At 37.5% G+C, this 14,264-nt stretch carries 6 protein-coding genes; 4 read left to right on the top strand and 2 right to left on the bottom strand.

Annotated elements, in window-relative coordinates; translation table 11 throughout:
- The first annotated feature begins 223 nt into the window (after positions 1-223).
- Positions 224-1,714, top strand: coding sequence for a sulfatase (locus A3EM_RS44810; RefSeq protein ID WP_020533253.1), 1,491 nt, complete (start codon positions 224-226; stop codon positions 1,712-1,714).
- Between the two features lie 498 nt (positions 1,715-2,212).
- Here the strand turns inward: A3EM_RS44810 and A3EM_RS0136770 are convergent, their stop codons facing one another.
- The gene (locus A3EM_RS0136770) at positions 2,213-2,737 is read right to left on the bottom strand and encodes a DinB family protein (protein WP_020533251.1); all 525 of its coding nucleotides are present in this window, start codon (positions 2,735-2,737) and stop codon (positions 2,213-2,215) included.
- A gap of 232 nt (positions 2,738-2,969) precedes the next feature.
- Positions 2,970-5,081 (bottom strand): GAF domain-containing protein, encoded by a 2,112-nt coding sequence (locus A3EM_RS46680; RefSeq protein ID WP_020533250.1) that lies wholly within the window; start codon positions 5,079-5,081, stop codon positions 2,970-2,972.
- 721 nt (positions 5,082-5,802) lie between these two features.
- Here A3EM_RS46680 and A3EM_RS0136760 point away from each other — a divergent pair.
- From A3EM_RS0136760 to A3EM_RS44795, 3 genes are all read left to right on the top strand, one after another.
- Positions 5,803-7,659, top strand: coding sequence for an alkaline phosphatase PhoX (locus A3EM_RS0136760; protein WP_020533249.1), 1,857 nt, complete (start codon positions 5,803-5,805; stop codon positions 7,657-7,659).
- Between the two features lie 91 nt (positions 7,660-7,750).
- Positions 7,751-9,712 (top strand): cytochrome-c peroxidase, encoded by a 1,962-nt coding sequence (locus A3EM_RS44800; protein WP_020533248.1) that lies wholly within the window; start codon positions 7,751-7,753, stop codon positions 9,710-9,712.
- 325 nt (positions 9,713-10,037) lie between these two features.
- Positions 10,038-14,201 (top strand): choice-of-anchor I family protein, encoded by a 4,164-nt coding sequence (locus A3EM_RS44795; RefSeq protein ID WP_211212040.1) that lies wholly within the window; start codon positions 10,038-10,040, stop codon positions 14,199-14,201.
- Positions 14,202-14,264: the final 63 nt, after the last annotated feature.

Genomic DNA, 14,264 nt, shown 5'->3' with positions numbered 1-14,264 from the left:
CCTGTAAAAGGGAACTATATTTTTTTCTGTGGAGTGGGGATTGTGTGCGACCAATTTGTGATTAAAGAAATCAGGGCAAAGATTCATCAAATAACATGGTAATTTTCTTTGAAGTTCATAGTGTTGAACCCTTGCTGGAAAAATCAATCATTGGTGGAAATTATGAAATGATCGGAAGGCATCTTATATTACCCTTTTATTGCCAGCCTCCTACTAATTGAAAATGAAAAATGTTGTACTTTACCCGTTTGTCGGGTTATTAGCCGTACTTTGTTTTAGCCAATGCACCGGGAAAAAACCTGCACCCCAAAATGAAAAGCTAAATGTATTATTTATTGCTGTGGATGATTTAAGGCCAGAATTGAATTGTTATGGTGCCCATCAGATTAAATCTCCTAATTTCGACAGACTTTCAGCAATATCTACTCAGTTTAACCAGGCTTATTGCCAGCAGGCTGTTTGTGCCCCTTCCAGAAATAGTATTTTAACCGGCCTCCGACCCGATGTCATGGGCATCTACGATTTATATACTTTTTTCAGGAGGAAAGTTCCTGAGGTGACCACACTTCCCCAACATTTTAAAGCACACGGGTATATTACAGAACGCATCGGTAAAATCTACCACACTGGTCATGGCAACAAAGACGATAGTTTGTCCTGGTCGAATCCCCCTGAGAAATTGTGGAGGCCGGAGGAAATAAGTCATGGAGATACTATAGGACTGGAAAGAGATTTTCCTGCCATTGATGGTAAAAAACTCCCGTATTATAAATCTCCAATGCCCGAGGGAAACATGACAGATGCTACGATTGCCGACCATGCTGTTCAGAGATTGAAAAACCTGAAAGATTCTTCCTTCTTTTTGGCCGTAGGATTTATTAAGCCCCATCTGCCCTTTGTGGCTCCACAACAATATTGGGATTTGTACGATCCGGCTGAAATAATAATCCCGGAAAGGAAATCTCCTGAAGGAATGCCTGAAATGGCCTTACATCAGTTTGGAGAATTGCGGAAATACCATAATATTCCGGTAGAAGGATATTTGAGTGACGAAACCTCCAAAAATTTAATTCACGGTTATTATGCGGCTACAAGTTTTATAGATGCGCAGCTGGGGAAACTCCTGGATGCCCTGGAAAGTGAGGGGTTGTCCAAAAATACGATCATTGTATTGTGGGGAGACCATGGATGGAAATTAGGTGATTATGGAGGTTGGTGTAAGCATACCAATTTCGAATTGGATACCAGAGTTCCCTTGTTTATTTATGACCCAGGAAATCCGGAAGGGCAAAAAACCAATTCTCTTGCTGAACTGGTAGATATTTATCCTACACTTTGTGCAATGGCTGGACTACCAGCTCCTGCGCATCTGGAAGGGCAGAACCTTGTCCCCATCTTGGAAAACCCTGAAGCAAAAGTCAATCAGGTGGCCATAAGCCAATATCCAAGAGGAGAAAACCTTGACTATGACCGCAAAAAGACGATAATGGGTTACAGTATGCGCTATGAAAATTTCAGGTTTACCAGATGGCAAAACTACGAAAAGCCAAATGAGGTAATAGCTTTAGAGTTATATGATCATTCAAAAAGTCCCCTGGCAGAAAAAAACCTGGCCGATCTTCCTGAATATCAGGAAAAAGTAAAAGAATTGGATGGGCTACTTTCGGCTGAGCTGGGAAAATATCAATTGAATTTATCAAGACTGACTCATTAATCTAATAATATTTTCCCTTATCCGGGAGGGGAAGTACATAATGAAAATCTGAGTTTGATTTGATTATAAAAGAAGTATACCAAGGGTAATTGTCCAGATTATAAACATCAGGGTCAAATAGCCGATGTATTTATTTAAATATTCATTTTGTGCTCTGTTTATGATATCAAGATTTGGAATGTAAGAGCCATTTAAAAAGTCAATGAATGTAAAAGCCTTCTTATTCTCCAAATATCTCCAAAGACATTTGTAAATCCAGCGGACGAATGCTCCAATGTAATTCAAAAGAAGAGCGGGTAAACTCATTACTTTACTTAATGAAAAAATGGTTTTTAAGGGCAGAAAATAGCCAGGCTATTACTATTATTCGGATTCCATAAAGTAACCAGTTTTTTTCTATTATGTATATAGCAATTGAGTTACCTTTTCATTAAAAAAATGAAGCGTTTTGTTAAATTTCGACCTCAATATAAACAAGCTTTTAAGTATTGAAAGCCCTTAACTTTCTGTGGGCAGCGATATGGTTTGGTGGATATTTGTAATTCTTGCCAGATGATGGTCATCGTGTTCAGCCATATAATAGGCCAAATCCAAAATACTTAATGGCCTTTGTAATGGAGTGTAGAAGGCATTTTTAAAAATTTTATCATTTTTTAATTTGGAAATGGTTTCCAGTGTTATCCTCCTTTGGTCGGCAAATTGAATGAGTAAATGGTCAACATTTTCATTATTTAATTGTGGGGAGGCCGGACTTTTGGTATTGGAAAGATTTATTATTCTTTTACCCTTTAAAATACTGGAAATGAATTTCTGCCAAACAAGTTCCATTTCTAAAAGGTGCCTGATATTTTCCATTATCGACCATTTTCCTTCAGGCCGAATAACCTGAATAGAATCGGAAATCTTAAGGGTTTTTACTCTCAGTCTGATGGATGTTCCTTCAAGCCTTTCCAAAAGAGAGGGAAATATATTTTGATTTCCTGGGAATTCAAATTGTCTTTCAAACCAACCAATTTGGTTCATATTTTCCTGGGTTTTTTGAGTCCTTTGTACTAAGCCTTATCGGAATTAATGAAAGGTTTAGGTATCTGGTAATGAGATACAAATACCAAAAGTTCCTTAAATAATGATAATTCTTATTACAATAGTATTATTTTTATGTTAAAAATCAGAGGGCGGTTAATAAAATTAATATTCAATTAACATTAAGAATAGATAATTTTGTGGATCAATCCTTCTGAAATAGGTTTAAATTTTAAGCTTCCTCCGGTTGTAATTCAGAAACAGGCTGAAGATTTTTTAGGGTTATTAGCATAAATTTTTGGTGTTCAATGTGGATAATAACAAAATCTGCCAATGTGGACATTACTTTTCCGGCACTATTCTTTAGTTCTAACTTTTGTTGAGTAGCATTTTCCGGAATCATTTTCCATTTTGCTGTCAAAACCCGATTAACTGATTTGCCTATTAAATCGCCTCGGGTGAAACCACACAGTTTTACCAATTTATTGTTGGTGTAGCATATATTTAAGCTGGTATCTAAGATTAATAAACCATTGCTTACATTATCCATCGCCTCAGATAATAGCCTGTCCCTTATTTGAGCTTCAGAAATTTTTTGCTGTAATTCTGCTGTAGATCGGGACATTTCCTCCTGAGTGGATTGTAATTCTTCCATGTTTTGCCGTAATTCTTCTTCACTGGCCTGGAGTTGCTCAGTAGCCATACGGGATTCCTGCAATAGTTTATTGGTTAGTGCCTGATTTTTCACAGTGGCAATAGTGGTTCCCAGTCTTGAAGCCACCTGTTCAATAAATTCCCGATGATGATTTTCGTAATCGGTAAAGGAAGCCAATTCGATAATTCCCTCCACTTTTTCCTGGTTGATAACCGGAACTACTATCAAAAACCGGGGATTAGCTCCCCCCAGTCCCGAGGTAATTGCAATATAGTTATCCGGAATTTCCGACATATAAACTGTATCTTTTTCCAGCCATGCGGCACCCAATAATCCTTCTCCCTTATAAATGGTTTTGTTAATGTACTTTTTTCGATCGTAAGCATAGCAGGCCGCCAAATTCATGGTCTCTTCTCCATTTTTTTCCAGATCATTTTTAATGAAGATACCGCCCTGATTACTGTTGGTGTATCTGATCAATAAAAGTAAAGTATCCAAAGCAAGCGCCTCCTGGTTGCTAAAGTTGTTTTTCATGACATCCGCAAATTGGGCCAGTCCCTGGTTAGTCCAGTTTCTTTTTTCATCTTCCTGAGCCTTGAGCTCCAGTGCCTGGTTTTTGGAAGATATATCTTTTAAATTATCTTTTATTCCCCTGGTGAGTTGTTTGAAACTTGATGTTAATTGTCCAATCTCATCCTTTGATCGTACTACCAGTTTTTCGTCCTCATATTTATCTGCATCTTTTATAAATTCCTTAATGCTGTTATGTAAATAAATAATAGGGTTTGAAATAATTCTGGCATAATAAATCATCATGAGTACCCCGGTCAGAATTAAGAAGAAAATAGAAACCAGCAGGAAAAGCATTGAAAAACTTTTAAAACCTTCCACTTTGGATTCAATCAAAAGCTGCAAATCATCAGCCACTGGCTGAATTGTGTTCGAAATGCCGGAAAGTTGAGCCAAAAGGCTATTTTCTCCGTTTCCTGAAATTTGTTTTTCAAGCGCAACAATCTTATCGAAATGAGTGGTGTACGCCTTTATATAGGAAATCATTTTTTGTTGATAAACTGAATCCGAATTAGGCTGTTGAAGAATAAATGCTTCAAAGTTTTGAGCCGTTTGGTGAAGTTTATCCCTATACTTTATATCATTCCTCAGCATAAAATCTTTTTCATGCTTCCGCAGGGTAAGTGCAAAGATTTTCTCCTTTTCAGATTTCCCTTTTTGCAGATCATGTGCATATTGCCTCATTTCCCCTTCAAGGCCATGATCCTTAAAACCCCGATCAAAATAAGTCTGCACAAGTTGATCAAAATTTTGATCATAACTTAGCATTAACGCCTCTGCTTTTTTGAGCTTTATTTTTATCTGGGCATCTTCTGCTACTGGTCTTTTTTTGATAGCAGAAAGCAAACTGTAGAACCGATCAATATGGAGTTTATGTTCTTCAAGGGAAGGACAATTTTGTGTATCCAGAAATGCTAAGGATTTCCGGTCTTCTAATAGAAATTCCTTCTCATTTTTTCTGGCGTTTGACCAGTGGAGCAGAAGTTGTTCTATGCTGTTTTTGTCTTTCTGAAGTTGGTTGGCTTTATCTGATAACCAATAAGAGGTTCCTCCGCCTATACTTCCGATTAGAATAAAGATTAAAAATGATAGTCTTATTTTAGCTTTAATGCTTCTCATAGCTGGTTTTTGCTGGTAGCAGTTGAAAAGTTAGTAATTTGTTTAATAATATTTTTTAGTTGAAAAGTACAAAAAACAGACCTCTGGAATCGAATGAATATTAATTCCTGTCACCTTGATATAATCAAAACAAAATTCTATTAATTTTTATTTTTATTATAAATAATATCGTTTATTTATGTGTATGCGCTATTTTTTTAGAAAGTTTTTGTTGTTTTCATTGTTATAACACAGGGATTGTTACATGATTTATGAACACAAAATGAATCAGGTAAAAATAAATCTTAATAGAAAATAAATGGCCCTGGAATTTTTACCCCATATTCATTTTTAAAGGAATTCAGGTGACCAATTGAAAAGAAATTAAAGGATTGATCTTATAAAATAGAAGGTTTAATTCTTCCAGGCAAAATAAATGGAATGAAGTTAATGTCAATATTTTTAGAACTTATGATTGCCCCAATTTTAAATGTTTGAACACTTTATTACTATATTTAATTAGATTGATTCCAAACAAAATTTAGATAAGCAAGTATTCTTATATATACAAATATTTTTAAAGTATTAATTAATATTACTTATTTTTTATTCTATTTCAAATTTTAATTTCCTTCACAATATTTTATAACATCGTTCAAGAGGATGCAATTATGGGGTAATATTCACATACTTATTTAGAGGAGTTAAAAATTTATTTTTTCAATCTTCATAACAAACCAAAATGAAAAGATTTTTTCTATTAATCTCCTTAACTTTTTTCACAGCTTCAGCTGGTTTTTGCCAGTTCTTTTTTGATGTGGAAATAGACACTGCATGGACTCCTACAGAAGTAGTGATGCCTGCATCCCCTTTAAAAAAACAAATTATTTTCATAGGAGGAACTGACATCGTTCAGACCACTGCCACTTATGGAAATGAAGCTGGCCAGGCATTAGCTAAAGAATGGCATGACTTCATTGGATTCACTGAAGATACTACTTCTGATGATCTTGGATGGGTTTCTGTAAACCACGAAATGGTTCAGGCCAATGACAGTATTGGTGATGGTGGTGGAATGACCGTTTTCAAAATCAGAAGAGCTCCAGTTACGGATGAACTGGAAGTAGTTGAACAAACCTTATCTGATGGAAGAACTGGTAAATTTTTTAATGTTGATTTTGTAAACACCGTAGGAGAAACAGGAATGAACTGTGGTGGTATTGTAGGCCCAACTGGTAGAATCTGGACTGCTGAGGAATGGTTCAGATCAGGCAACAGTAGCCTTGGGGATACCAGAGATACTGCAGACTGGACAATTGATACTGATATTGTTGGTGATTTTAATGGACAAAGCATTAAAAAATATGAGAATTTCAACTATATGGTTGAAATCGACCCAAGAGAAGCAAAAGCGGTTAGAAAGCAATACAACTGGGGAAGACAACCATTTGAAGGTGGTGCTGTTATGCCTGACAATAAAACAGTTTATACTGGAGCGGATGCTACTCCGGGTTTATTTACAAAATTTGTGGCTGACGTAGCCGGTGACTTTACAAAAGGTAAAACTTATGTTTACAAGCATGACAATGCTGGTGATCCATGGGTAGAAATGGACAACGAAAGCCTTGAGGAAATGTTGAATTTCACAGAAGAAGCTTTAGCAAAAGGAGCTACCATGTTCAATAGACTAGAGTGGGTGGCTACTGACGGAGAAAAAGTTTATATCACTGAAACTGGTAGAGATGGCATTGGAAGCAGATTTGAAAATGGAGCTGCTTTAGGAGGTGTATTAGATTACCACTGGTTGAAGCCGGTAAGAATGAGACATCCTGCAATGGTAGATAAGCCAGATGATCAGGTAATCGATTTTGTAATGAAAGGTGGATTTAATGATTACTACGGAAGGGTTATTGAATTTGATCCTGCTACAGGAAAAGTAGAAACCTACCTTGAAGGTGGACCTTACTTTGAAGAATCTCCGGAAGCTGGAGTTTACCCATTCAAACATTTATCTAATCCTGATGGTCTTTCTGTTTTTACATTACAAGGTAAAAAATATATGATTATCAATGAAGACCTCAATGGTACTTCAAATGGTAGAGTGCCTGCAGGTGTAAGCAACAGAACTTGCGAGCTTTACCTATTACCAATGTCTATTGAAAACCCAACTACAGAAGATTTAACCAGAATTTCTATCGTACCAGTTGGTGCAGAAGTTACCGGAGCCATCATGACTTCAGATGGAAAAACTATGTTGGTGAATTCACAGCACCCATCTGACGAAAACCCATTCCCATATAATCACTCTTTAACTTACGCGATCACTGGATGGGATGGTGCAATCACTGCTTTGGAAGAAGAAGATTCTTTTGTATCTGAAGCTGACGGATTCAGCATTTTCCCAAATCCTGTTTCTCAAACCTTAGAGTTTAATACCGTAATTGATGCAGCTATTTATACTTCTAATGGTAAAAGGTTAAAAGTGATCAGAAATGTAAAATCTATGGATGTTTCTGATCTTGCCGCAGGATTGTATATCATCAAAGCGAAACTTCAGAACCAGGAAGGAACAAAATCCTTAAAGTTTATCAAGAAGTAATTTTTCCATTCTTCTACAAAAGGGTCATGTATTTTCGTGGCCCTTTTTTCCCTTAATTACTGTTCTGGCCTATGCCAAAAAGCTAAACTTCATGAGAACATTTCAATTTTCTTTGCTAACGATTTTAATTTTTACGGGGACATTTTACCTGTCTTCTTTTACCCAAACTGATGATTCCGACCAAACACCGGTCGCTATAATTTCCAATCGATATTATGCAGATTTGGAAAAATTTAAATCTGAAACTGAACAACTCAACCAAATAGCCGGATTATTTTCCACAGATTCTTCTCATCTTTCTGATCTCCGGGATCAATTAATTTTAACCAGGCAAAGATTTAAGCAAATCGAGTTTCTGGCTGAAAAGCTCGATCCTGAATTTGTGAAAGATTATATTAATGGCCCGCCTTTAAAAAGCCTGGAGCGAAATTCTCCAAGCCTGAGTATTCTAGAACCAGAAGGTTTGCAGGTACTCGAAGAAATTATTTTTAGTGATGAGGCTTTTGAGGAAAAAGTTCGATTAAAAAACCTTACTTCCAGCCTTGAAAAAAATGCCGGAATTTTGGAAAAATATAATCGAAAATATTTAATTACGGACAGGCTTATATTTGAAGCGGTTCGGTTTGAAATTATACGAATTTTTACCCTGGGACTTTCCGGGTTTGATTCACCTGAAACCAGTCTGGCAATCAATGAGGTGGAAACTGCCCTTAATTCTTGCGAAAAAGCGCTTAAAACTTATCATCCTTTAATTGCCAGCAAAGCTCCTGAATTGCCGGAAAAACTTTCCCAAAAATTCAGCGGAGCTAGAGCATATTTAAATCAAAACAATACGTTTGAGTCCTTCGATCGTTTACATTTTCTCAAAATATACCTCAATCCTTTATTTGCACTTGTGCTTGAAGCTCATCGGAAACTTGGAATAGAAACTTACTACGAAACTTCTAACCTTAACCTGGAGCATAGCGTGAATTATAATGCAAATTCAATTTTTGCCAATGACTTCTTAAATCCGTTTTACTATTCTCTTCTCAGGAAAAAGGATTATACTCCCGAGATAATCGATTTGGGAAAAACTTTATTTTTCGACCCAATTCTTTCCAATACCAATGAAAGAGCCTGTGCTTCCTGCCATCAGCCTGAATTAGCCTTCACCGATGGTATGAAAAAAAGTACGGCCACAGGCTTTGAAGGAACTGTAAAACGAAATAGTCCAACCCTTATCAATGCGGTTTATGCCGACCGGTACTTCTATGATTTTCGCACAGATGTGTTGGAAAACCAGATAGAGCACGTGATTACATCTCATCAGGAATTCCAAACTGATTTTATACGACTCATAGAAAAATTATCGCAAAGTGAAGAATACAAAGCGAAGTTCAACGAGGCATTTCCTCAACAGGAACTTGAGGGCATTCAGAAACACACCATTTCTCAGGCCCTTGCTGCCTATGTCATTTCTTTGTCAGGGTTTAATTCTCCTTTCGATCAGTATGTGAGAGGGGAAATTAGTGAACTTGACCCTGCTGTGAAAAATGGCTTCAACCTTTTTATGGGGAAGGCTGCCTGTGGTACCTGTCATTTTGCACCGGTTTTCAATGGAACAGTTCCTCCAAAATACCATGAATCAGAAACCGAAGTGCTTGGAGTTCCAGCAGACACTTCCACCACCCACACCCAAATTGATCCTGATATGGGTCGGTATAATGGCGTTTTAAAAGAAAGAGCCAGTATTTTTGAGCACTCATTCAAAACCCCAACGGTTAGAAACATTGCCCTTACTGCACCATACATGCACAATGGAGTTTATGAAACACTGGAAGAAGTGGTTGATTTTTATAATAATGGAGGGGGAATTGGTTTAGGATTAGATGTCCCAAACCAGACGCTTCCTGAAGACGAATTAGGGCTCAGTGATAAGGAAAAAGCGGAGTTGGTAGCATTTATGAATGCCTTAAGTGATACCACAAATATGACAACTATTCCTCAGGTCCTACCCAAATTTCCCGAAAACCTAAAATTGAATGACAGGGTAATCGGGGGGGAGTATTAAGTCGTTGGACTGAAATAACTAGCTTATAATTTGCCATAAATTGTTGAAAGTGAGATGTAGTTTCTCAATATTAAAAAGTACAGGTACTTAAGTATATTTCAACTAAAAATATTTTGTTCATAATAACGTGCTAACATTAATCAAATGATAATAGACGATTAACATTGTTTAAGCATCTGATTGTGAATTTTAAGCAGTCAATTTTTTGAATCCGATTGAAATTCCCTCCCTTTTCAGAAAGGGAATTTTCAGTTTTTTTTCAACTCCAATAATTATGTCCATGCCAAAAAACATTACTTTTTTCAAAAGGTTAAAAAACCTTTTTTTGCTTTTATTATTTTCCACAGTTGCAGCCAATGCCCAGGAACTAAACCTTCTTGGAACTTACCAGACAGGTATATTTGATGATGGTGGAGCAGAAATTCCCGCTTACGATCCAGCTACCAAAAGGCTTTTCGTAACCAATGGAGGTACGGGAATGATAGATATGCTTGATTTGTCTGATCCTGCAAACCCCACCTTAATTTCTTCATTCGATGTAGAAGATGCCGTTCCCGATGGAGGAATCACAAGTATCGCTACAAAAAATGGATTGGTAGGGGTGACCGTTGAATTAGGAACTGAAAATGGAAAGGTTGTATTTTTTAGTGCTTCAAATACTGATTCAGTAGTGGCAATAGTGGAAGTTGGCGCTTTGCCAGACATGCTAATTTTCATGGAAGATGGTACTAAAGTTTTAGTCGCAAATGAGGGTGAGCCTGCAGACGATGGTTCAGTTGACCCTGAAGGTTCTGTAAGTATCATCAGCACAGCTACATTTGAGGTGGTTACAGCCGATTTCAAGGAATTTAATGGTCAGGAAGAAGCATTAAGAGCAAGAGGTGTAAGAATTTTTAAGGGAAATATGACGGCCAACGATGTAGAACCCGAAGGTATCTCCATTTCTCCTGAAGGTTCAACTGCCTTTATTACCTTACAGGAAAATAATGCATTTGGTGTCCTGGAAATTGCCTCAGCTACTATTAAGGATATCCTGCCAATGGGTTATAAAGATCATAGCAAAGCCCAACCTAAATTGGATGTGTACGAGTTTAACGAACCCCCTTTAGATGCTGAAAGGAATATTTTGTTTGGTGGATTGTCAGGATTATTCTTCGAAGGAATGACAGAAGATGGAAAGTATGCATTTGTAACTGTTCCGGACAGAGGGCCTAATGGTGACCCGGTTGAAGTAGGAGATTTAGCCAACCTTAAAAAACCGGTTACAGTAAGACCATTTCTCATTCCCGAATATCAGGCACAGGTAATTAAATTTACACTTGACAAATCAGGAAACATTGAAATTACTGAAAAAATTGACCTGACCAGACCTGATGGCGTGACCCCGATAAGCGGGCTTCCCAATATCCCTGGTGCGGATGAGATACCTGCCCAGCCCATTGATGGTGATGATGGTGACTACATGGATGCGGAAGGAAATTACTTCAAAAAACTGCCTTACGACAAATACGGAGCTGATTTGGAGGGAATAGTGATTAGCCCAACTGACGGTTCTTACTGGATGGTAGATGAGTACAGGCCTGCCATTTATCATTTTGCCCCTGATGGAATATTAATTGACAGATTTGTGCCTGAAGGTACAGCTGCCCTGGCTGATTCTGCAGCCGGAACTTATGGTAAAGAAACACTTCCTGCTGAATTGATTAACAGAAGACCAAACAGAGGATTTGAAGCCATGGCTTTGGATACTGATAAGGGAATTTTATACGCCTTTATCCAAACACCACTTTCCAATCCGGACCGATCTACAGGAGATCAATCCGGAATGATAAGAGTGATCGGTATCAATCCTGAAACTGGTGAGGCGGTAGCCGAATATGTTTATATTTTGGAAAAGCCTTCTTTTAGATTAGGTAATGTAGATAAAATGGGTGATGCAGTTTACGATCCTTCTACAGGTAAATTCTTCACGCTGGAAAGAGATTCAGGAAATGATCCACTGAATAAAAAATATATTTTTGAGGTAGATTTCAGAATGGCTACAAATATCCTTGAAATGGATATAGAAGGAATTACAGGCAAAACGCTTGAAGCACATACACCGGATGAAATGGTAGCAGCCGGGATTATGCCTGTGAATAAAATGAAAGTGTTGAACCTGCCAACCTTGGGATATCTTCCCAGTGATAAGCCGGAAGGACTGGCGCTATTGCCTGGTGGCAACTTAGCAGTGCTGAATGACAATGATTTTGGGCTTGCCGGTCCTGAACTATCTACCATTGGATTAGGTATAATCAAATTTGAAGGAAAAAACAATGCACTGGACGCCAGCGATAAAGATGATGCAATCAATATCCAGAACTGGCCAATATTTGGCATGTATATGCCAGATGGTATTTCTTCTTTTTCTGCTGGTGGTAATACTTATTATGTAACTGCCAATGAAGGCGATGGAAGAGATTATGATTTCTTTTCGGAAGAAATAAAAGTAGGAGATGAAGATTATGTGCTTGATCCTGTGGCTTTTCCAAATGCTGCAGAACTAAAAGCAGATGAGAAATTAGGCAGACTGGTATCGACTACCGAAAATGGAGATATCGATGGAGATGGTGACTATGATCAAATTTTTGCCTTTGGTAGCAGGTCATTTTCTATCTGGGATGCTTATGGAAATCAGGTTTATGATTCCGGGGATGATTTTGAACAAATCATTAAAATGGAAAATCCTGATTTTTTCAATGCCAGTAATGATGATAATGAATTTGATAACAGAAGTGACAATAAAGGCCCTGAACCAGAAGGAATCGCCATTGGTGAAATCAATGGTAAAACCTACGCTTTTATTGGTTTGGAAAGAGTAGGGGGCATTATGGTGTACGATATCTCTGACCCTGAAAATGTGGCATTTGTATCTTATACCAACAACAGGGATTTTTCTGCGGATGCCGAAACTCCTGAAGCTGGTGATTTAGCTCCTGAAGGATTAGAATTTATTAGTGCTGAAAACAGCCCTACCGGAGCCCCATTATTAGTAGTAGCCAATGAGGTGAGTGGTACAACTTCTATTTATGGCATTGGTGAAGCTCCGGCTAAACCTACACTTTGGGAATTGGTAAAGGCTGATTCAAATTTCAGTATTTTGGAAGAAGCTGTCATAAAAGTGGGCTTAGAAGATGCCCTTAATGAAGACATATTAACTGTTTTTACTCCAGTGAATTCAGCTTTTGAAGCTTTGTTTGAAGCTCTGGATGTAGAGGGCATTGAAGATATTTCCTTGGATGATTTAACTCCGATCTTACTTTACCATGTTGTTCCCGGTATTACCATGTCTGGCGATCTTGAAGATGGCCAGGAAATTCAAACCCTTGAAACTTCGAATGTAAAAATCAGCATTATGGATGGGATTGTTAAAGTGAATGAAGCTAAAATTGACCCTGCTGATGTAATGGCATTGAATGGTGTGGCTCATGTAATTGATATGGTATTAATCCCCGAAAGCGAACCTGAGTTTGGCATCACAAGTTTCACGCTTGTTAACAGCATGACTAATGAAGATATTGGGGAAGTAAAGGATGGCGATACAATCGATCTATACGAGATTGGAACAATGAAAATTAATTTTAGAGCCAATGCCATTCCAGAAACTACCGGCAGTGTAAAAATTGAAACAGGTAGTTATACAAGATTGGAGAATGTCTTTCCATATGCAGCTTTCGGAGATACTAATGGAGATTATGAAGACTGGATGCCAAAAATTGGTACGTATACCATGACCGCAACACCATATACTGAAGCGGCCGGAAAGGGAGATATGGGCACGCCATTAAGCATTACATTTGAGATTATACAATCAAAAGCGCCTTCTATTTTTACTTTAGTAAATTCCGATTCTAATGAGGATATTAAAAAGCTAATGGATGGTGAGGTAATTAGTCTGGATGAAATTGGTACTTCAAATGTAAATATCAGGGCAGATTTTGAAAATGTTAAAGAGGTAATGTTTGGGTTAAATACCAATCCAAAACACAGGGTTGAAATTGTAAAGCCTTATGCATTATTTGGTGATAAAAATGGTGATTATTATGTTTGGACTCCTTCTGCAGGGGATTATAAAATTTCTGCAACTCCTGTAATGAAGGATGGTGCTATGGGTGAAACCAGAAGTATTATGGTTACATTCGAGAGTGGTGCCTCTTCAAAAATAGCAGTCAATCCGACTGTCGGAAGTTTGGGAGATATCTCTATTTATCCAAACCCTGTGACAGATCAATTGAATATTGCCATTGCCAATAAGGAAAAGACTTCAGTAAAATATAGCATTTTCAGTCTTGAAGGAAGGGTGTTATTTCAGGATGCCAAAAGTGAAATAGTGGGTAATACAGTAATTTCTATTCCTTTTGGAAAAATGAATCTGGATAAAGGCCTCTATATTTTGAAGGTGAATTCTGGATACAATGACCTGAAAACCTTTAGATTCTTATTGAAATAATATTTAATTGAGTTTTATTAATTTCTTGAAGACAAAGGTGGTTTTTACCTCCTTTGTCTTTTT

The sequence above is a fragment of the Flexithrix dorotheae DSM 6795 genome (assembly GCF_000379765.1).
In the GTDB taxonomy this organism is placed as follows: Bacteria; Bacteroidota; Bacteroidia; order Cytophagales; family Flammeovirgaceae; genus Flexithrix; species Flexithrix dorotheae.
The sequence above is the reverse complement of the archived record's forward strand: the minus strand, read 5'-3'. Positions and strand labels throughout refer to the sequence as shown.